Source organism: Streptomyces sp. NPDC043853 (assembly GCF_056436025.1).
On sequence record NZ_JBWKDJ010000015.1, the window covers coordinates 159,469 to 179,437 of the forward strand.

At 72.1% G+C, this 19,969-nt stretch carries 19 protein-coding genes and 1 pseudogene; 8 read left to right on the forward strand and 12 right to left on the reverse strand.

The features are described from left to right. The first annotated feature begins 27 nt into the window (after positions 1 to 27). Entirely contained in the window at positions 28 to 804 is a 777-nt protein-coding gene (locus AC067U_RS31125; protein ID WP_478833185.1) for a carbohydrate ABC transporter permease, read from the forward strand. Between the two features lie 5 nt (positions 805 to 809). Beyond that, on the forward strand, positions 810 to 2,312 hold the full coding sequence (locus AC067U_RS31130; RefSeq protein ID WP_478833155.1) for a glycoside hydrolase family 3 protein: 1,503 nt from the start codon (positions 810 to 812) through the stop codon (positions 2,310 to 2,312). A gap of 184 nt (positions 2,313 to 2,496) precedes the next feature. Here the strand turns inward: AC067U_RS31130 and AC067U_RS31135 are convergent, their stop codons facing one another. Continuing rightward, positions 2,497 to 4,359, reverse strand: coding sequence for a serine/threonine-protein kinase (locus tag AC067U_RS31135; RefSeq protein WP_478833156.1), 1,863 nt, complete (start codon positions 4,357 to 4,359; stop codon positions 2,497 to 2,499). Positions 4,360 to 4,432: 73 nt separating this feature from the next. On the opposite strand from AC067U_RS31135, the gene AC067U_RS31140 reads away from it, so the two are divergent. Continuing rightward, the gene (locus AC067U_RS31140) at positions 4,433 to 5,575 is read left to right on the forward strand and encodes an FHA domain-containing protein (RefSeq protein ID WP_478833157.1); all 1,143 of its coding nucleotides are present in this window, start codon (positions 4,433 to 4,435) and stop codon (positions 5,573 to 5,575) included. A gap of 32 nt (positions 5,576 to 5,607) precedes the next feature. Here the strand turns inward: AC067U_RS31140 and nagB are convergent, their stop codons facing one another. Both nagB and AC067U_RS31150 read right to left on the reverse strand, forming a co-directional pair. Continuing rightward, complete coding sequence (nagB, locus tag AC067U_RS31145; RefSeq protein WP_478833158.1) at positions 5,608 to 6,393, reverse strand: glucosamine-6-phosphate deaminase; 786 nt, start codon at positions 6,391 to 6,393, stop codon at positions 5,608 to 5,610. Between the two features lie 232 nt (positions 6,394 to 6,625). Further along, complete coding sequence (locus AC067U_RS31150) at positions 6,626 to 7,387, reverse strand: SDR family oxidoreductase (protein WP_478833159.1); 762 nt, start codon at positions 7,385 to 7,387, stop codon at positions 6,626 to 6,628. An 86-nt stretch (positions 7,388 to 7,473) separates the two neighbouring features. Between AC067U_RS31150 and AC067U_RS31155 the strand changes: the two genes are divergently transcribed. Beyond that, a complete protein-coding gene (locus AC067U_RS31155; RefSeq protein ID WP_478833160.1) occupies positions 7,474 to 8,067 on the forward strand; it encodes a TetR/AcrR family transcriptional regulator in 594 nt (197 codons plus the stop codon). A 352-nt stretch (positions 8,068 to 8,419) separates the two neighbouring features. After that, positions 8,420 to 9,904 carry a sensor histidine kinase gene (locus AC067U_RS31160; RefSeq protein ID WP_478833186.1) on the forward strand — a complete coding sequence of 495 codons (1,485 nt, stop codon included), beginning with the start codon at positions 8,420 to 8,422 and terminating at the stop codon, positions 9,902 to 9,904. Between the two features lie 215 nt (positions 9,905 to 10,119). Here the strand turns inward: AC067U_RS31160 and AC067U_RS31165 are convergent, their stop codons facing one another. Further along, entirely contained in the window at positions 10,120 to 10,377 is a 258-nt protein-coding gene (locus AC067U_RS31165; RefSeq protein WP_003953983.1) for a WhiB family transcriptional regulator, read from the reverse strand. Between the two features lie 318 nt (positions 10,378 to 10,695). Beyond that, complete coding sequence (locus AC067U_RS31170) at positions 10,696 to 11,664, reverse strand: diacylglycerol/lipid kinase family protein (RefSeq protein WP_478833161.1); 969 nt, start codon at positions 11,662 to 11,664, stop codon at positions 10,696 to 10,698. A gap of 84 nt (positions 11,665 to 11,748) precedes the next feature. Between AC067U_RS31170 and AC067U_RS31175 the strand changes: the two genes are divergently transcribed. Next, complete coding sequence (locus AC067U_RS31175) at positions 11,749 to 12,174, forward strand: hypothetical protein (protein WP_478833162.1); 426 nt, start codon at positions 11,749 to 11,751, stop codon at positions 12,172 to 12,174. A gap of 58 nt (positions 12,175 to 12,232) precedes the next feature. Here the strand turns inward: AC067U_RS31175 and AC067U_RS31180 are convergent, their stop codons facing one another. From AC067U_RS31180 to AC067U_RS31190, 3 genes are all read right to left on the reverse strand, one after another. Beyond that, the gene (locus AC067U_RS31180) at positions 12,233 to 13,186 is read right to left on the reverse strand and encodes an RNA polymerase sigma factor SigF (RefSeq protein WP_478833163.1); all 954 of its coding nucleotides are present in this window, start codon (positions 13,184 to 13,186) and stop codon (positions 12,233 to 12,235) included. Further along, positions 13,183 to 13,596 carry an ATP-binding protein gene (locus AC067U_RS31185; protein ID WP_393579917.1) on the reverse strand — a complete coding sequence of 138 codons (414 nt, stop codon included), beginning with the start codon at positions 13,594 to 13,596 and terminating at the stop codon, positions 13,183 to 13,185. The genes AC067U_RS31180 and AC067U_RS31185 overlap by 4 nt, the downstream gene beginning before the upstream one ends. Positions 13,597 to 13,802: 206 nt before the next feature. After that, on the reverse strand, positions 13,803 to 14,063 hold the full coding sequence (locus AC067U_RS31190; protein WP_478833164.1) for a UBP-type zinc finger domain-containing protein: 261 nt from the start codon (positions 14,061 to 14,063) through the stop codon (positions 13,803 to 13,805). Between the two features lie 56 nt (positions 14,064 to 14,119). On the opposite strand from AC067U_RS31190, the gene AC067U_RS31195 reads away from it, so the two are divergent. After that, complete coding sequence (locus tag AC067U_RS31195; RefSeq protein WP_478833165.1) at positions 14,120 to 15,718, forward strand: Na+/H+ antiporter; 1,599 nt, start codon at positions 14,120 to 14,122, stop codon at positions 15,716 to 15,718. A gap of 36 nt (positions 15,719 to 15,754) precedes the next feature. Here AC067U_RS31195 and AC067U_RS31200 read toward each other — a convergent pair whose 3' ends face one another. From AC067U_RS31200 to AC067U_RS31215, 4 genes and pseudogenes are all read right to left on the reverse strand, one after another. Then, a complete protein-coding gene (locus AC067U_RS31200) occupies positions 15,755 to 15,988 on the reverse strand; it encodes a hypothetical protein (protein WP_478833166.1) in 234 nt (77 codons plus the stop codon). Then, positions 15,988 to 16,887, reverse strand: coding sequence for a 1-aminocyclopropane-1-carboxylate deaminase/D-cysteine desulfhydrase (locus AC067U_RS31205; RefSeq protein ID WP_478833167.1), 900 nt, complete (start codon positions 16,885 to 16,887; stop codon positions 15,988 to 15,990). Before AC067U_RS31205 ends, AC067U_RS31200 begins: the two co-directional genes overlap by 1 nt. Before the next feature lie 64 nt (positions 16,888 to 16,951). After that, on the reverse strand, positions 16,952 to 17,542 hold the full coding sequence (locus AC067U_RS31210) for an N-acetylmuramoyl-L-alanine amidase (protein WP_478833168.1): 591 nt from the start codon (positions 17,540 to 17,542) through the stop codon (positions 16,952 to 16,954). 379 nt (positions 17,543 to 17,921) lie between these two features. Beyond that, positions 17,922 to 18,131 (reverse strand): annotated as a pseudogene (locus AC067U_RS31215) (helix-turn-helix domain-containing protein); the annotation flags it as partial. Between the two features lie 426 nt (positions 18,132 to 18,557). Between AC067U_RS31215 and AC067U_RS31220 the strand changes: the two are divergent. Further along, entirely contained in the window at positions 18,558 to 19,967 is a 1,410-nt protein-coding gene (locus AC067U_RS31220; RefSeq protein ID WP_478833169.1) for a family 2B encapsulin nanocompartment shell protein, read from the forward strand. Positions 19,968 to 19,969 lie beyond the last annotated feature (2 nt).

A 19,969-nucleotide genomic window follows, 5' to 3' on the forward strand; every position in this document is an offset into this window, starting at 1 on the left:
GTCGCCAAGAACCTCGCCGCGCTCCTCCTGGCCGTGGTCTTCGTCTTCCCGGTCTACTGGATGATCTCCTCGGCGCTCAAGCCGTCCAGCGAGATCCTCACCAAGGACCCGGTCTTCGTCTTCACCCCGACCTTCGAGAACTTCGGCACCGCCACCGGCGTCGAGCTGTTCTGGACCTACGTGCGGAACAGCCTGGTCGTCACCGTCGCCGCCGTCCTGCTGGCCCTGCTCGTCGCCCTCGCCGCGAGCTTCGCCATCGCCCGGATGAAGTTCAAGGGCCGCAAGGGCCTGGTGCTCGGCGTGATGATGGCGCAGATGGCCCCCTGGGAGGTCATGGTCATCGCGATGTACATGATCGCCCGCGACGCGGAGATGCTGAACAGCCTCCCGCTGCTCACCGCGATCTACTTCGTGATGGTCCTGCCCTTCACCATCTGGACCCTGCGCGGCTTCATCGCCGCCGTCCCGGTCACCCTGGAGGAGGCCGCCCAGATCGACGGCTGCACCCGCGGCCAGGCCTTCCGCAAGGTGATCTTCCCGCTGCTCGCCCCGGGCCTGATGTCCACCTCGCTCTTCGGCTTCATCACCGCCTGGAACGAGTTCGCGATGGTCCTGATCCTGAACAAGGACAAGAGCGCGCAGACCCTCCCGCTCTGGCTCACCCAGTTCCAGACCGCCTTCGGCAACGACTGGGGCGCCACCATGGCCGCCTCCACCCTGTTCGCCCTGCCGGTGCTGCTGATCTTCGTCTTCCTCCAGCGCAAGGCCGTCGGCGGCATGACCGCCGGCGCAGTGAAGGGATGAGGCACATGACCGTCCTCGCGCACCGGGTGGACACCCTGACCCAGGACGCCCTGGCCGTCCTCCAGCCCGGATTCGAGGGCACCACCGCCCCCGCCTGGCTGCTCCGCCGGGTCTCCGAAGGACTCACCGCGGTCGGCCTGTTCGGCCGCAACATCGCCTCGCCCGGCCAGCTCGCCGCGCTCACCGCGCAGCTGCGCGCCGAACGCGAGGACGTCCTCGTCGCCATCGACGAGGAAGGCGGCGACGTGACCCGCCTGGAGGTGCGCGACGGCTCCTCCTTCCCCGGCAACCTCGCACTCGGCGCGGTGGACGACACCGCCCTGACCCGGGACGTGGCCCACGAGCTGGGCCGCCGCCTCGCCGAGTGCGGGGTCAACCTCAACTGGGCACCGTCCGCCGACGTCAACTCCAACCCGGACAACCCGGTCATCGGGGTACGGTCCTTCGGCGCCGACACCCACCTCGCGGCCCGGCACACCGCCGCCTACGTCGAGGGACTCCAGGCCGCGGGCGTGGCCGCCTGCACCAAGCACTTCCCCGGTCACGGCGACACCAACGTCGACTCCCACCACGCCCTGCCGCGCATCGACGCCGACCTCGACACGCTGCACGCCCGCGAGCTGGTGCCCTTCCGGGCGGCCATCGCGGCCGGCACCAAGGCGGTGATGAGCGCCCACATCCTGGTCCCGTCCCTGGACCCGACCCGGCCCGCCACCCTCAGCCCGCAGATCCTCACCGGTCTGCTCCGCAAGGAGCTCGGCTACGAGGGCCTGATCGTCACCGACGGCATGGAGATGAACGCCATCGCCGGGACCTACGGGATCGAGCGCGGCTCGGTGCTGGCCATCGCGGCCGGCGCCGACGCGATCTGCGTGGGCGGCGGACTCGCCGACGAGGCCACCGTGCTGCGACTGCGGGACGCCCTGGTCGACGCGGTGCGCGAGGGCTCCCTGCCCGAGGAGCGGCTCGCCGACGCGGCCGCCAGGGTACGGGCGCTCGCGGACTGGACCCGGCGGGCCCGTACGCAGGCCCCGGCCCTCACGCCGGACGCGCGGCCGGAGGGGAGCGGCGCGTCCGGCATCGGCCTCACCGCGGCCCGCCGGGCGCTGACCGTCTCCGGCGCCACGGCTCCGGTACGCCGGCCCTACGTCGCGACGCTCACCCCGGTCGCGAACATCGCGGTGGGCGACGAGACCCCCTGGGGCGTGGCCGCGGAACTGGCCGCGCTGGTCCCCGGCACCGAGGCGGGCACCTACGCGGAGGGGGCCGATCCCGCGGACGTCCTGGCGGCCGCGGGCGACCGCACCATCGTCGCGGTGGTCCGCGACGCGCACCGCCACCCGTGGATGGAAGCGGCCGTCGCCGCGCTGGTCGCGGCGCGACCCGACACCGTGGTCGTGGAGATGGGCCTGCCGCGCGCGGAGCCGGCCGGTGCGCTGTACATCGCCACGCACGGCGCGGCCCGGGTCTGCGGCCGTGCCGCGGCCGAGGTCATCGCGGGGGCCTGAGCGGGCCCGCGTCACCGACCGGGTGACTGCGACTCCGGCTCCGGCGTGTGCAGCGCCGCGCGCGCCGGCCCCGTACCGGCCCCCGACCACGCGCCGGTACGGGTACACCGGAGGCCGGGCTTCCCAGGGGGGAAGCCCGGCCTCCGGTGCTGTGTCAGCACGTACCGTCAGGGCCTACCGCAGGTCAGGGCATGTCCCAGAGCGTCAGCTCGGTGAGGAAGTCCGGCTTGCCGGCGTTGTCCTCCACCTTCGTGATCTTCATCATCGCCAGGTTCTTCTCCTGGGTGATGGTGCACAGGATCGCGCCCGGCGTCAGGTACCGCTCGATCGCGTCCGCGTCGAGCTCCTGGGACAGGGCGTTGCCGCCCGCCGCCTTCTCGCACTGCTCCGGAGTGGATCCGTCGCTCACTCCCATCGGGGTCAGGAACTTCAGCGCCCGGTAGCGCCTCTCGTCGCCCGCGGCGGAGTAGATCAGCTCCGTCTCGTTGAAGTCGGACCCGGAGGGCACCATCTTCGGGGTGTCCAGGTCGCCGTGGGAGTACCCGGTGGACGGGAAGCGCATCGCGAACGGCCGCTTCTCGAACAGCAGCTTGTACGGGCCGCCGGAGGATGCGGACGGTGCCGAAGGGTCGGCAGCCCCGCCGGATCCGGAGCCCTGCGACGGGGACGCGGCCGGCGGCTGCGAGGGTGCGGAGGACTGGCCGGAGGAGGCCGACGGCTGCGCGGCGGCGCCCGGCTTCCCGCCGGTGGCCCCGCCCGCGTTCGTGTCCGGATCGTCCTTCCGGGTCAGCGCCCAGCCCGCCACGGCCACCGCCGCCACGGCCACCGCCACGGCGCCGATCACCACAGAGCGGCCGGTACGGCGGGCGGGGGCGGGCGGCGGCACCGCCCCGGCGCCGGGAGGGCCGGGCGGCGGTCCCGCGGGCGGCCCGGCCGGAGCCGCGGGCTGCCGCAGGTGCGTCGCTCCGGTGTCCGGTCCGGGACCGGTGGCGTACTCGCCCGCGACCCCGGTGCCGTACCCGGCCCCGGTGGGCGCCCCGTACGTGTGTCCCGGCGGTACGGTCGCCCCGTACGCCGCCGGCCCCGCGTCGGACGGCTCGGGCAGCTGCCGCGCCGCCTGCTCCCGCCGGGCGATGTCCGCGGCCGGCGGGGCGGGCAGCCAGCCGCCGAAGTCCCGCAGCGAACGGCCGGAGAACTGCTCGCACAGTGCGGCCAGTTCGGCCGGTCCGGGCCGGTCCCGCGGGTCGGCGGCCAGACAGTGCGTCAGCACGGTCCGCAGCGGTTCGGGGTATCCGGACAGGTCCGGGGGCCGGGTCGCGGTGTTGGCGATCTGGGCGGCCACGGTGATCGCGCCGGCGTCCCCGTACGGATGCCGCCCGGTCGCGCTGACCGCCGCGATCAGGCCCAGCGAGAAGACGTCGCTGGCGGGCGTCAGCGGCAGGCCGCCCGCGTGCTCCGGCGACATGTACTGCGGGGTGCCGATGAAGCCGCCGCTCCGGGTGAGCTGGGTGGCGTCGGCGGCCCGCGCGATGCCGAAGTCGATGACCCACGGCCCGTCCGAGCCGATGATCACGTTGCTCGGCTTCAGATCGCGGTGGATCACCCCCGCCTTGTGCACCGCCTGCAGGGCCTCCGCCACGCATCCGGCGAGCTGGAGCGCGGCGGCCTCCGGCAGCGGCCCGTACGCGGCCAGCACCGCGTCCAGCGGCAGCCCCGGGACGTAGGTGGTGGCGAGCCACGGCTGCGGGCCCGCGGTGTCGTGGTCGACGACCGGCACGATGTGGTAGCCCTGCACCTGCCGGGCGGCCCGCGCCTCCTGCTCGAAGCGCCGCCGGAACTCCTCGTCCTGCGCGTACTCCCGGCGGATCACCTTCAGCGCGACCGGCTGGCCGCCCCGGGTGCGCGAGAGGTAGACCGAACCCATCCCGCCCTCGCCGATCCTGGCGAGCAGCCGGTATCCGGCCACCTCGCGCGGGTCCTGCGGGTCGAGCGGCCCCAACGGGTGCCATGAACCAGTGGTGTTGATGAGATCATCTCCCCCCGTCACGGGAGGGATGCTATATGTGCACGGAGCGCTGCAGAGGGTAAACGGCGCAAGAGCACCCAGCCGTGGGGGACATGTGGAACACCACCTGGCGGTCTCCGCCGAACGGGCCGACTATCTGGTCGAACTCTCCAACGTGGTGCGGCAGAAGGACATCGGGCCGCGCGGTCTCCGCTCGCTGCGCCGGCTCGGCCTGGTGCTCCGCGCCCTGATGGAACTCACCCGCGATCCGGACGTCTCCGTCCATCTGGTGGCCGACGCCAGCCTGCTGGGCGGTTGGCGCGAATTCGCCGACCAGGGCGAGGTCCGGCGGCTGCGCCGCTGGGTGGCCGACGGGCTGGTCGAGGAGGTCGGCGACGCCGACGAGCGGATCCTGGAGCTGGCCCGGATGACCGGCATGCGGGTGATCACCGGCGACCGGTACGTGGACCACCGCCTCGCGCACTCCTGGATCCAGGGGAACACCTGGCAGTTCCTCCGCCCCGAGCCGCGCGCCGGCGGCACGGTCGCCCTGGTGGCGGTGGACATGGGGGTCTGCTCGGCGTCCGAGATCTCCCGGAAGATGGAGCTCGACGCGCTGAAGAAGCAGGGCCTCCTGGGGCCGTCGAGCACCCCGCTCACCGAGGTGCTGATGCGCTCGTGGACCTGCCCGGAGCCCCGCTGTTCGCTCTACGACGCCGGGAAGGGCGGCCGGGTCCTGCTGCCGCGGATGCGGTGCGGCGTGCCGACCTGCGAGCTGCACGGCGGGCCCTTGGCGGACGCCGGTCCGCGCCGCGGCACCGCCCAGCTCAAGGCCGTGGTGGACGGGGCCTGCGTGGCCCGCTACACCCTGGCCGAGGGCGCCGAGGTCGCGGTGGGCAGGCTGCCGGTGCCGGAGGGCATCGCACTGCACAGCCTGCTGGCGCCGGAGATGGCCGCGCGTGTGAGCCGTACGCACGTGACCCTGTCGGCCGTGCGGGGCTCGGTGACGATCCGGGACGTCAGCAGCTACGGCACCCGGCTGCGCCGGGCCGGCAAGCGGGGCCGGTTCGGGCCGTGGGAGCCGCTGCCGAAGGACGGCGGGCGGGCGTTCCGGCCGGGCGACGAGGCCGAGCTCGCGCCCGGAGTGCTGCTGACCCGCAGCGGACGCCGCTTCCCCGCCGAACTGGCCGACGCCTGGCGGGCGGAGGCCGGAAGGCCCGGGTCGCCGGGCGCCGGGGCGACCACGACCCGGTACTGACCCGGTACTGAAGGGGCGGCCGGGGGCGAGGGCTACAGGCCCTGCCAGGCCGGCTTGTTGGCGTACGTGTGGCGGAAGTAGTCGGCCAGCTTCAGCTTCGAGGCCGCGGCCTCGTCCACCACCACCGTGGCGTGCGGGTGCAGCTGCAGCGCGGAGGCCGGGACCAGGGCGGAGAGCGGGCCCTCGACGGTCTGCGCGACGGCCTCGGCCTTCCCCTCGCCGGTGGCGAGCAGCACCAGGTGGCGCGCGTCCAGGATGGTGCCGATGCCCTGGGTGATGACGTGGTGCGGCACCTGGTCGATGTCGTCGTCGAAGAAGCGGGCGTTGTCCACCCGGGTCTGCTCGGTGAGCGTCTTGATGCGGGTGCGGGAGGCCAGCGAGGAGCACGGCTCGTTGAAGCCGATGTGTCCGTCGGTGCCGATGCCGAGCAGCTGGAGGTCCACGCCGCCGGCCTCGGCCAGCGCCCGGTCGTAGGCGCCGCAGGCCGCCTGGACGTCCTCGGCGGAGCCGTCGGGGCCCATGAACGAGGCCTCGGTCAGCCCGAGCGGCTCGACGACCTCGCGGAGCACGACCGCGCGGTAGGACTCGGGGTGGCCGGCGGGCAGGCCGACGTACTCGTCGAGCTGGCATATCCGGGCGCGGGAAGCGTCGACCTCGCCGCGCGCGACCTTGCCGGCCAGGGCCTCGTAGATGGGCAGCGGCGTCGAGCCGGTCGCCACGCCCAGGAGGGCGTCGGGCTTGCGGCGGACCAGGGCGGCCATGGCCTCCGCGATGAGCTCGCCGCCTGCCTTGGCGTCCGGGACGATGACAACTTCCACGCTGGGCCTGCCGATCTGGAGAGGGGTCCCCCGGTGCGGCCTCGGGGGTCTGGGCGGTGTGGTATAGACCAATCTAGCAGAGCCGTCCCCTTTCCGGCTGCGCTTTCCGGCCCTGCTTCCCGGCGGTGTTCCACGGCCGACTTCCATGGTGTTCCCGGCCGGCCGACCCGGCCTCCCGGCGCCCGCCCGACCCGTCCCGGACGTGACGGGCGGGCGCCCGGCGCGGTGCGGGTCAGAGCAGGGCGAGCTGGAGGCCGCCGGTCGCGGCCAGGTGCTGGCCGGTCACCCACTGCGCGTCCGGCGAGGCCAGGAAGGCCACCACACCGGCGACCTCGTCCGCGGTCCCCAGCCGGTGGAACACCGAGCGGGACTCCACGTGCGCCCGGGCCGCCGGGTCGGCCAGCCAGCCCGCGTTGAGGTCGGTCTCGGTCACGCCGGGGCCCACCGAGTTCACGGTGATCCCGCGCGGCGCGAGCTGTGCGGCCAGCGACACGGTCAGGGCGTTCACCGCGCCCTTCGCGGCGACGGTCGCCAGGATCGCGGGCAGGGCGATGTCCGGGGTGCCGGTCACGTTCACGATCCGGCCGCCGTCGCGCAGCCGCGGCAGTCCCTGCCGGATGACGAAGAAGGGCGCCTTGGCGTTGAGCGCGTGCGCCCGGTCGTAGGCCTCCTCGTCGGTCGCCTCGATGTCCGCGAACACGGGGGCGCCCGCGTTGTTCACCAGGACGTCCACCCCCTCGGTGCTCAGCGGGTGGGCCGCGTAGGCCGCCCAGAGCGCCTCCGCGTCACCCGGGACCCCCAGCTCCGCCCGGATCGCGAAGGCGCGCCCGCCGGCCGCCTCGATACCGGTCACGGTCTCCTTCGCCGCCGCCTCGTTGCTGCCGTAGTGGACGGCGACCAGGGCGCCCTCGCGGGCCAGCCGCTTCGCGATCGCCGCTCCGATGCCCCGGCTGCCGCCCGTGACCACTGCCGTCTTCCCGTCGAGCACGCCCATGGCGCACCCCTTTCCATAGCGATCGATACAGAACCTGACGACGGGGACCGTACCAGATTTTCTAGCGTGCGCTATAGAATTGGCGCATGGTGACCGGACAGCGCGGCAGGCCCCGCTCCTTCGACCGCGACGCGGCTCTCGACAAGGCGATGACCGCCTTCTGGGAGCGCGGCTACGAGGCGACCTCGATCTCGGACCTCACCAAGGCCATGGGCATCGGCGCGCCCAGCCTCTACGCGGCCTTCGGCGACAAGCGCAAGCTCTTCGACGAGGTCGTGGTGGTCTACGGCGGCCGCTACGGCGACTTCGCGAGCGTCGCGCTGGAGGAGGAGCCCACCGCGCGGGCCGCGATCACGCGCATCCTGCGCGAGGCCGCCGAGGTCTACACCGACCCGGCCCACCCGCCCGGCTGCCTGGTGATCAGCGCGGCCGTCAACACCACCTCCGAGGAGGTGGCGGAGGCGCTGCGGTCCCGGCGGGAGGCCAACCTGGCGGCCTTCGAGAGCAGGATCCGGGCGGACGTCGCCGTCGGTGAGCTGCCGGCGGACACCGACGCGCACGCGCTGGCCCGGTACTGCGGGGCGGTGCTCCAGGGGATGTCCGTGCAGTCGCGGGACGGCGCGAGCCGGGAAGAGCTGGAGGCGGTGGCCGAGACGGCGCTCCGCGCCTGGCCGGAGTGACCGGCGCGGGGGAGGACTCCTCTGGGCCACGGTGCCGGGACGGGACCCTCAACCCGTCCGGCACCGTAGCCCGGAGTTCTTCGGCCGGCAGGTGTGCGGTTCCTGCGGCCGGCAAGAGGTGCCTGCGCGGTCAGGGCAGATCGCGTGGCTTCCTCGATCCGTCCTCCTGTGCGGGGAGGACGGAAGCTGTACGGCGATTGTGGACTAGACCAATATCTTCTGTCCATCCACCCACGGAAACGGATTCCGAACCGTCGCTTCCTCCAAGGTTACGCGGCTCACCGTACTCATGGGTATTCCTGTGGGGAAAGTCTTGTCCGGAACCCGGGGTACGCTCGCACTCGTGCCCTCCATGAACGACCTCGTACGCCAGCACACCGCTCTCAGTGACACCGACCTGGAGTGGCTCCACATGCTGGTGTCGGAGTGGCAGCTGCTCTCCGACCTGTCGTTCGCGGACCTGGTCCTGTGGGTTCCCACCCTGGACGGCACCCGTTACGTCTCGGTCGCCCAGATGCGGCCCAACACCGGTCCCACCTCCTACCAGGACGACATGGTCGGCCACCTGGTGCCGCGCGGCCGCCGCCCACTGCTGGACGCCGCCCTCGACGAGGGGCGGATCGTGCGCGAGGGCGACCCGGAGTGGCGGGAGGAGGTCCCGGTCCGGGTCGAGTCCATCCCGGTGCGCCGCGAGGGCCGGGTACTCGGAGTCATCGCCCGGAACACCAACCTGCTCACTGTGCGTACACCGAGCCGGCTGGAGCTCACCTATCTGCAGTCCGCCTCCGACCTCGCGCAGATGATCGCCGCGGGAGCCTTCCCGTTCCCCGGTCAGCAGGTCGACATGGACGCCTCGCCGCGCGTCGGCGACGGCCTGATGCGGCTGGACGCCGACGGCGTGGTGACGTACGCGTCCCCGAACGCGCTCTCCGCCTACCACCGGCTCGGCCTGGCCTCCGACCTGGTCGGCCAGCACCTGGGCACCGCCACCGCCGAACTCGCGCCGTCCCGTGGGCCGGTGGACGAAGCGCTGGTCAAGCTGGCCAGCGGCTGGGCGCCGCGGGAGACCGAGGTCGAGGGCAACGGCGGGGTGATCCAGCTCCGCGCGATCCCGCTGAAGCCCAAGGGCACCCGGATCGGCTCGCTGGTGCTCTGCCGGGACGTCACCGAACTGCGCCGTCGCGAACGTGAACTGATCACCAAGGACGCCACCATCCGGGAGATCCACCACCGGGTGAAGAACAACCTGCAGACGGTGGCCGCGCTGCTGCGGCTGCAGGCCCGGCGCATGGACACGGCCGCCCCGGGCGGGACCAGTGCCCGGGAGGCCCTCAACGAGGCGGTGCGGCGCGTCGGTTCGATCGCGATCGTGCACGAGACGCTCTCGCAGAACCTGGACGAGCGGGTCGAGTTCGACGACATCGCCGACCGCGTGATCGCGATGGTCGCGGAGATCTCGCCCGGGAAGGTCGACTGCCGGCGCCTGGGCCGGTTCGGGATCCTGGACGCCGAGGTGGCCACGCCGCTGTCGATGGTCCTCACCGAGATCCTGCAGAACGCCCTGGAGCACGCCTTCGCGCCGGGGGAGCGGGGCACGGTCGAGGTGTCGGCGACCCGCAGCGGCACCGGCCGCGACGACGCCCGCCTGCTGATCACGGTGCTCGACGACGGCCGCGGACTGCCCGAGGGCTTCGACCCCCAGAAGGCCGGCAACCTCGGGCTGCAGATCGTCCGGACCCTGGTCGAAGGGGAGCTCGGCGGCAGCTTCGACATGGTTCCGGGTGACGGCCGTGGCACCAAGGTCGTGCTCGACGTCCCGGCCAGCCCCCAGAAGTAGCCCGCCGGAGACGGCTCCTCCGTCACGGAGAGTGTCCGCACGAGCATCACTCCGCGTAGCCGAACGGGCCGAACCGGGCGGCCGGCGCGTGGGCGAAACGCTGTGGACAAAGCACTGAGCCCCGGACCGGGGGGCTCCCGGTCCGGGGCTCAAGAGCACGTTGCCGTTCGCTACGGGGTTCTACGCGCTGCGGCTCGAGGCTCGAAAGTCGATGATCAGGCGCTGGCGTTGCGCGCCCGGTTGCGGGCGGCGCGGCGCTTCATGGCGCGGCGCTCGTCCTCGCTCAGGCCGCCCCAGACACCGGAGTCCTGGCCGGACTCGAGCGCCCACTGCAGGCACTGCTCCATGACGGGGCAACGGCGGCAGACGGCCTTGGCTTCCTCGATCTGCAGCAGCGCAGGACCGGTGTTGCCGATGGGGAAGAAGAGCTCGGGGTCTTCCTCGCGGCAAACGGCGTTGTGACGCCAGTCCATGGCTGCTCCATCTCCTTGTATTGCGGGCAGGTTGCTTGTGAATGTGAACGCTTTCACGAATCCCCCCGCAAGGGAAGGGCCAACGCCCAGTTTCCCGGGGCGGTCCGTGATTCGTGGAGGGGTTCTGGCGGTCTTCGTGGGTGCCGGTCCTGCGGGCTGTCCCGATCGCCATGTAGAGATTCGCAAACCTCGGACGGGGATACAACCCCTTCCGGAAAGTTTTTTTTGATTCGTCGGTGTCGACTAGGTCACAGCCGTACTTCTAGTGGGTGGACTGGCGCCTAAACGTTCGAGTGAAAGGACTTTGGCCCCTTCTACTCACACAATCACACGCAGTGCACGGCGAACGCCTGTGAACCGAACGCTGGTGCGCAGACCGAGGTGGTCTCCGTCCATCTGGAAAGGAAGCGGCACCTTCGAATGCAAGGTGAACTCGGTCAGATCGTGCAGGGACAGTGCATGCTTGCCCCGCGGACCGCGCTCAGGAGTCGAGGTCAGGAGCTGTGTCGCATAGCGCGCGACGGCCGAAGTTGACAAACGGTTCAGCGCCAACACGTCAAGTGCGGTGTCGAAGGACGCCTGCGGGGACGCGTACAGCGGGCGGTTCCCGAGGAAGGTCCAGGGTGAGGTGTTGCACACTATCGACAGCACCAGGCCCGGCACCGGGTCCGCGCCCGGCCGCTCCAGGGTCACGGTGCCCCGCCGCCGGTTCGGCTCGTCGAGGTACTGCCGCAGGAGCTGTCGTACGTAGAGGGAGTGCGTCGAACGCTTGCCGCGCTCGCGCTGCTGTTCGACCCGGCCGACGACCCCCGCGTCGAACCCGAATCCGGCGCAGAAGGTGAACCAGCGCGGCGGGACCCCCTGGTCGTCCGAACCCTCCGGGCCGTCCGCCAGCCCCAGGCCCACCGTCCGCTCGCGCCGCTCGCGCAGCGCGTCCAGCAGCGCGCCCGTAGCCTCGACCGCGTCATTGGGGAGGCCGAGCGCCCGCGCGAAGACGTTGGTGGAGCCGCCCGGTACCACGGCCAGGCCGGGCAGCCGGTCGGGGTCCGGACCCGCGTGCAGCAGGCCGTTGACCACCTCGTTCACCGTGCCGTCGCCGCCGAGCGCCACGACCAGCTCGATGTTCCCGCTCTCCGCCGCCTGCCGGGCGAGGTCCCGCGCGTGCCCGCGGTACTCGGTGGTGACCGCCTCCAGCTTCATCTCGCTGGCCAGGGCGTGGATCAGGACGTCACGCGTACGCGCACTGGTGGTGGTCGCTGCTGGGTTGGCCACGAGAAGTGCACGCATGAGCGTCAGAGTACCCACACCGTGTGGGCTCACCCATATTGCCTGCCCCGATGCCCGGCGGGCGGGCGCGGCTACCCTGCTGGGGTGAGTACGCAGCAGACCTCCGAGACCCAGTCCCTGCCCGGCCGGCTGACCGCCGCCGCGGCGCTCACCGCGCTGGAGGGCCTCGCGCTGGCCGGCCTCGGTGTCTATCTCCTCTATGTCGGCATCTCCGGCGATGCCGACTCCCTGCAGCAGGCGGAGACCGGCGGCCTCACCGTGCTCGGGCTCGCCGCGCTGCCGCTGATCGCGGCCCGCGGGCTGCGCCTGGGCCGCCGCTGGAGCCGCGGCCCGGCGCTGATCACCCAGTTCATGGCCATGCCGGTGGCCTGGACCCTGTGGACCACCGGCGGTGCGATGGCCTTCGCCGCGGTGGCCCTGGCCGTGGCCGCGCTGGCGGTCCTGGTGCTCCTGGTGAACCCGACGGCCACGCAGGCCCTGGGCATCGGGCCCCGCGAAGAGAGCCGCTAGCCGGCCCTGCGGCCGACGTGGAGGGGGCGGGCGGCGCGGCCCCCTGCGCACCTCGCCGCTACTCCTCGACGAGCAGCTTGTCCCGGAGCTGGGCCAGCGTCCGGGCCAGCAGCCGGGAGACGTGCATCTGGGAGATGCCGACTTCCTGGGCGATCTGCGACTGTGTCATGTTGCCGAAGAAGCGAAGCAGCAGGATCCGCTTCTCCCGCGGCGGCAGCCCCTCCAGCAGGGGCTTCAGCGACTCGCGGTACTCGACGCCCTCCAGCGCCTCGTCCTCCGCGCCCAGCGTGTCCGCGACGGCCGGCGACTCGTCGTCCGTGTCCGGCACGTCCAGCGAGAGCGTGCTGTAGGCATTGGCCGATTCCAGCCCCTCCAGCACCTCCTCCTCCGAGATCCCGAGCCTTTCGGCGAGCTCGTGGACCGTGGGGGAGCGGCCGTGCTGCTGGGACAGCTCGGCCGTGGCGGTGGTCAGCGAGAGCCGCAGCTCCTGGAGGCGGCGCGGGACCCGGACGGCCCAGCCCTTGTCCCGGAAGTGCCGCTTGATCTCGCCGACCACGGTCGGGGTCGCGTACGTCGAGAACTCGACCCCGCGGTCCGGGTCGAACCGGTCCACCGATTTGATCAGGCCGATGGTGGCGACCTGTGTCAGGTCGTCCAGGGGCTCGCCCCGGTTGCGGAACCGCCGCGCCAGGTGCTCGACCAGCGGCAGGTGCATCCGCACCAGCCGGTTGCGGAGCTCGGCCCGCTGCGGGGAGCCCTCCGGGAGTTCCCGCAGCTCCAGGAACAGGGCCCGCGCGCCGCTGCGGTCGCGCGGATCGTGCTGCTCCTCGTGGTGTTCGTGCTCGTTATCGCTCATAGGGCCCGCCCGTCGCTCCGCCGAGTCCAAAAAGCCGTCTGCCGCAAGACCGTCCGCCCGGCCGTCCGTCAGGTCCTCCGCCACCGGGTGCGGCCGGGCCTGCTGTTCCGGGATGCCGGAGGCGGACTCCCGCACCGGGGTCTCCCCGCCGTTCACGCCGCGCCTGGTCCCGCGCCGCGCTGTTTGTAGAGGCTGATGCTGACCGTGCGGTCCTCCTCGACCGTGGACTCGACCTTGCCGGCCAGTGCCGACAGGACCGTCCAGGCGAAGGTGTCGCGCTCGGGTGCGCGCCCGTCCGTGGTCGGCGCGGACACGGTCACCTCCAGCGAGTCCTCGATCAGCCGGAACACACAGCTGAGGACGGAGCCGGGCACGGCCTGCTGGAGCAGGATCGCGCAGGCTTCGTCCACCGCGATGCGGAGGTCCTCGATCTCGTCCAGGGTGAAGTCCAAACGTGCCGCGAGGCCGGCCGTGGCCGTTCGCAGCACCGACAGGTAGGCACCCGCGGCCGGCAGCCGGACTTCCACGAAGTCCTGGGTCCCGGGCTCGCCTGCGATCTGGGACACCCTCACCTCCAAGGTGGTACGAGCTCTGTTCGCCGGTGACGCTATCGCGATCCGGACGATCGTGTCGCGGCACCCCCGGGGCAACCCCATCCACGGCCAGTGACCGATGGTAAGCCCATGGGTACGCACAGTGGCTAGGGGTCTGCGGGTTCCAAATCGGGGGAACCGGCGGAGGGTTGACCTACCCCACCGCGCGCGATCGAACCTCAGACGATCGAGGCATCGACAAAACACCACCGCCAGGTCTCGCCCGGCTCGTAGCTGCGCATCACCGGATGCCCGGTCTGCTGGAAATGTGCCGTCGCGTGCCGGTGCGGGGAGGAGTCGCAGCACGCCACGTGCCCGCACCAGAGACAGAGCCTCAGCTGCACCGGGTGGCTGCCGACGGCTTCGCATTCCGGGCAGGTCAGGGCGCGGGGGATCGGCTCGGGGCGCGGCAGTTCTGCAACGTGCGGGCACTCGCTCATGATGGCCAGGTTACGCAGGTCGGGGCGCGCGACGAGGTACGGAGGGTTGATCTTCGATGGAAGTACTGCCGCTGGTGGCACTGGTGGCGGTCAGTGCCGCGGTGGCGGGCCTGGCCCGCCGGACCCCGGTACCGGCCCCGCTGCTCCTGGTCGCCGTCGGACTGGCCGCGTCGTACGTCCCCGGGGTGCCGGCGTACGAACTGGACCCGCACGTGGTGCTTCCGCTGGTGCTGCCGCCGCTGCTGTACACGGCCGCGGTGGACAGCTCGTACCTGGACCTGCGGGCCAATCTGCGCCCGGTCGCGCTGCTGTCGGTGGGCTACGTCCTGTTCGCCACCCTGGCCGTCGGCTATGCGGCGTACCTGCTGGTGCCGGGGCTGCCGCTGACCGCGGCCCTGGTCCTGGGAGCGGTCATCGCCCCGCCGGACGCGGTGGCGGCGACGGCGATCGCCCGGCGGCTGGGCCTGCCGAACAGGATCACGACGATCCTGCAGGGCGAGTCGCTGGTGAACGACGCCACCGCGATCACCGCGTACAAGGTCGCCCTGGCGGCGGTGATCGGGGAGGGCGCGGGCTGGGCGGGCGGCTTCGCCGAGTTCCTGCTGGCCTCGGTGGGCGGCGTCGGGGTCGGCCTGCTGCTGATGGTCCCCATCCACCACCTCCGCACCCGGCTGCGCGAGCCGCTGCTCCAGAACACGCTCTCCCTCCTCATCCCGTTCGTGGCGTACGCGGCGGCCGAGCGGGTGCACGCCTCCGGGGTGCTGGCGGTGGTCGTGGTCGCCCTGTACCTGGGCCACCGGGCCTGGCAGGTGGACTTCGCCACCCGGCTCCAGGAGGAGGCGGTGTGGAAGATGGTCGCCTTCATCCTGGAGTCCGTGGTCTTCGCCCTGATCGGCCTGCAGCTGCCGGTGGTGATGAGGGGGCTCGGGGACTACGAGGGCGGGCAGGCCCTCTGGTACGCCGCCGCGGTGTTCCTGGCGGTGGTGGTGGCCCGGTTCGTGTGGGTCTTCCCGGCGACCTTCCTGCCGCGGATGCTGTCCGCGCGGATCCGGGAACGGGAGCCGGGCACCGACTGGAAGTCCCCGGTGATCGTCGGCTGGGCGGGGATGCGCGGCGTGGTGTCCCTGGCCATCGCCTTCTCCATCCCGATGACCCTGGACGACGGCGGCGACTTCCCGTACCGGAACCTGATCCTCTTCCTCACCTTCACCACCGTGATCCTCACCCTGGTGGTGCAGGGACTGACGCTGCCGCCGCTGATCCGCGTGCTGCGGCTGCCGCCGCGCGACACTCAGGCGGAGACGCTGGCCGAGGCGCAGGCGCAGAGCGAGGCCTCGCGGGCGGCGGACGACCGGCTGACGGAACTGCTCGCCGACCCCGCCAACGCCCTCCCGCCACCGCTGGCGGACCGGCTGCGCACGGTGCTGGAGCGCCGCCGCAACGCGGTGTGGGAACGGCTGGGGGAGACCAACCCGATGACGGGGGAGTCGGCGGACGAGGTCTACCGCCGGCTGTCCCGGGAGATGATCGCGGCGGAACGCGAGGTCTTCGTGTCCCTCCGGGACGCCCGCCGCATCGACGACGAGATGCTGCGGGCCCTGCTGCGCCGCCTGGACCTGGAGGAGGCGGCGGCGTACCGCGAGGAGTCGGCGTAGCAGGGGGCCGGCGGGCGTCAGGTCCCCGCGCAGGGCTCAGCTGGCGCTCATGCCGCGTCCGGGCCAGGCGCCGGACTCGGCGCGCATCGCGTTGATCTTCCGCGAGGCCTTGAGGAAGAGGAGGTCGGTCCGCCCGTCCTCGGCGGCGGACCGGCCGGTGACCCGCTCCACCACCAGGTGGCGCGACAGCTCCTCCGGCTCGGCCCCGAAGGCGTAGCGCACCCGTTCGGCGTCCTGCGAGACCTGCCGGAAATAGACGACCGCGGCCATCAGGGGCGTCCGGTGACGACGGCCGCGAGCGTGGTGCCGCGGGGGAAGGCGCCGTCCTCGGCCAGCCCCATCAGCGCCCAGAGCAGCTTCGCCACGTACAGCCGTTCCACGGGGATGCCGTGCCGCTGCCCGAAGTCGGCCGCGAACGCTTCGAGCGTGTCGGGCACGCGGCCGTAACCGCCGTGGTGGAACCCTTCGGCCAGACTCCAGTTCGACAGCACCCGCCCGTACGCGGCCGACTGGAGGGAACGTATCTCCTCCCCGAGGAAGCCGCCCCTGAGCACCGGCACGCCCAGCGCCCGCTGCCCGGGGCCGAGCCCGGCCGCGAGCCCGGCCAGCGTCCCGCCGGTGCCGCAGGCGACGGCCGCCAGGTCCGCCACCCCGGCCAGTTCCCGCCCGAGCCCGGCACACCCCTCCAGGGCCGGCGCGTTGCTCCCGCCCTCGGGGATCACGTACGCCCCGCCGGCCCCGGCCTCGGCCGCCAGCCCGGGGTCGGTCCCCTTCTCCCGGTACCGCGCCCGGCTGACGAAGTGCAGCCGCATCCCGTCGGCCACGCACCGTGCGAGCGACGCGTTGAGCGGCCGCCCGGCCAGCTCCTCGCCGCGCACCACCCCCACGGTCGCCAGTCCCAGCAGCCGCCCGGCGGCGGCGGTGGCCCGCAGGTGGTTGGAGTACGCCCCGCCGAACGTGAGCAGCTCCGTGTACCCCTGTTCCACGGCCACCCGGAGATTGGGCGCCAGCTTCCGCCACTTGTTCCCCGGCAGCTCGGGGTGCACGAGGTCGTCCCGCTTGAGCACCAGCCGCACCCCGTGCCGCTCGAACCGCTCGTCCCGCACCTCCACCAGCGGCGACGGCGGCCGTTCCCGGAGAGCGGCGTCAAGGTCCACGAAGCGGTTCACCCGTCCATTGTCCGGTGTGCCGGCCGGGGTGGCGGGCGAGGGCCCCGGCCCTCGCCCGGTCGGCTCATTTCAGGCGTTCCGCCACGCGGGTGCGCAGGGAGGCCATCGTGAAGCCCTTCGGGTCGATCTTGCCCGGCTGCCATTCGAGGTGGCCGATGACCGAGCGGGAGGTCCAGCCGTGGACGCGGCAGACGGCGGCGGCCGCGCGGGCGATGGCGTCGAGCTGGCGGGAGGGCCAGGGGTCCTCGCCGTCGCCCAGGTTCTCGCACTCGAAGCCGTAGAAGTGGCGGTTGCCGTCCGTGGTGGCCTGGTTGTCCAGGGGCAGGGCCTTCTCCGCGATGACGGCCCGCAGGACGTCGGGGTCGCCGCCGCCCGCGTGGTTGGCGCGGCCGTAGCCGACCAGGTGGACCCGGCCGTCCTTCGTGATCACACCGTGGCAGAGCGGGCCGGGGAGGCGGGAGTCGCCCTCGCGGCACAGCGAGACGGTGCTCGCCGTGCCGCGCGTGACGGTGTGGTGGATCATCACACCGTGGACCGGCCCCCACGGGCCCTTGTGGTTGCGGTTGTGCGTGCGCCAGGCTCCGACCTCGACGACGGTCAGCCCCTCGTTGCGCAGTGCCGTGACGAACCGTTCCGCGGACATGGGTGCGGCCATGACCGCCTCCTTCCTTGCGTACCGGGAGTGAGCATCCCCTACCGGATGTAGCGGAGGTGGAGGTTCCGCGGCTAGCCCATTCGTACGGCGAGCGAGTCGTTCCGGACACCGGACGAACGGGCGCACCCGGCTGCTTGCCGGGGGCTTTGTGTTCGGTGCGTCGGCGGAGCAGGCCCCAGCCCTGGGCGAGGATCGCCCGGTTCAGGCCCCGGTCCTCGCCGACGACCGCGCCGGTTCCTGCTGCGTCGATCGGGTAAGGGATCACGGCGAAGGCGCTATTCCCGGCACCGAGCCACTCGTTCTCCCGGCGGGCCTCGGTCAGCTGACGGCACTGTTCCGCAAACGAGGGCGCAGCCTTCCGCCACCGCCGCCAATGAGAGTGCTGCTCGACCGCAAGGTTCCATACAAACCGCGCCTGCGCGCAGTGCTCCAACATCCTCCGCTCTTGGTCAGGCGTGGGGTACATGCGGAAACGCGACATGCAGCCCACCCTCCGTTCTCCAAGAACCAAGACAGTGCGAGCAACCCAACGGACGCCACTGACAACGCCGCGAAATCCGGACTCCATCCTTCCGCCCCGGGTTCGCATTTCCGGCCGGCGCCAAGGCCGGTGCCTGGCCTCTCCGAAGGCATCGAGGCTCCTCAGTCACCAATTGGCATTTGAGATGCGCATCTAGGGCAGGGGCGACGGTCGTTTAGCTGCGGCCATTCGGCCCTAGGGGTGGGGCCCCGGACCCCCGCAAGGCCTCCAGTGGCAGTGGGCTGGTCGGCGCCGCCACCAGCGCGCACAGGGGCAGCCCCCAGGCGTGTCGGGGATGCTTGGCGCCCTTGATGGCGCATCAGGGCGCGCAGCGCTTGAGTGGCTGAAACCGGCTGGCGGACGGAGGGGCGGGACCTTAGACAGTTCCCCGACCCGGGCCTGAGTAGTCCCACCCTTTTGTGTAATGGTCCCGTCACGTTGCGCCCTGCAAGGCTTTCGTCCCGCACATCCAATGGAGTGTCGAAAGGGATAGACATGTCGGTCCAGGCAGGTTCCGAAACCGAGGCCCAGGCGCTGCCCCAGCGCAGTCTCGCCACCTCGGCCGCGCGGAACTTGGCAACCACGACCAAGTCCGCGCCGCAGATGCAGGAAATCACCTCGCGGTGGCTGCTCAAGATGCTGCCGTGGGTGTCGGTGCAGGGCGGCGCGTACCGGGTGAACCGGCGGCTCAGCTACTCGGTCGGCGACGGCCGGGTCACCTTCATCAAGACCGGGGACCAGGTGCAGGTCATCCCCGCGGAACTCGGCGAACTGCCACTGCTGCGCACCTACGAGGACGAGGGTGTGCTCGGGGAGATCGCCCAGCGCTTCCAGCAGATCGACTTCCAGGCCGGCCAGGAGCTCACCTCCTTCGGCAGCCCGGCCGACCAGGTCTTCCTCCTCGCCCACGGCCGCGTCGAGCAGATCGGCCCCGGTCCCTACGGCGGCGACGCCGTGCTGCGCACCGTCGCCGACGGCGCCTACTTCGGCGAGGACAGCCTCGTCGACGACGAGGCCATCTGGGAGTACACGGCCCGCGCGGCCACCTCCGGCACCGCGCTCGCGCTGTCCCGGCAGGACTTCCAGCTCCTCGCCGACCGCGTCGAATCGCTGCGCTCGCACCTCGACCAGGTCCGCAGCCTGCCCGAGCAGCGCACCAACGAGCACGGCGAGGCCGAGATCGACCTCTCCGCGGGCCACGTCGGCGAGCCCGTGCTGCCCGGCACCTTCGTGGACTACGAGGCCAAGCCGCGCGAGTACGAACTCTCCATTGCGCAAACGGTCCTGCGGGTGCACACGCGCGTCGCGGACCTCTACAACCAGCCGATGAACCAGACCGAGCAGCAGTTGCGGCTGACCGTGGAGGCGCTCCGCGAGCGCCAGGAACACGAGATGATCAACAACCGGGAGTTCGGCCTCCTCCACAACGCGGACTACGACCAGCGCATCCAGCCGCACGACGGCGCGCCCACCCCCGACGACTTCGACGCGCTGCTGTCCATGCGGCGCGACTCCCGGATGTTCCTCGCCCACCCCAAGGCCATCGCCGCCTTCGGCCGCGAGTGCAACCGCCGCGGGCTCGTGCCCGAGACCATCGACGTGGCCGGCAGCCGCATCCCGACCTGGCGCGGGGTCCCGATCTTCCCGTGCAACAAGATCCCGATCAGCGACGCCCGTACGACCTCCATCCTCTGCATGCGTACCGGCGAGGACGACCAGGGCGTGATCGGCCTGCACCAGCCGGGCCTTCCGGACGAGCTGGAGCCGAGCCTGTCCGTGCGCTTCATGGGCATCAGTGAGCAGGCGATCATCTCCTACCTGGTCACCGCCTACTTCTCGACCGCCGTCCTGGTGCCGGACGCGCTGGGCGTGCTGGAGAACGTCGAGATCGGCCGCTGGTACTAGCC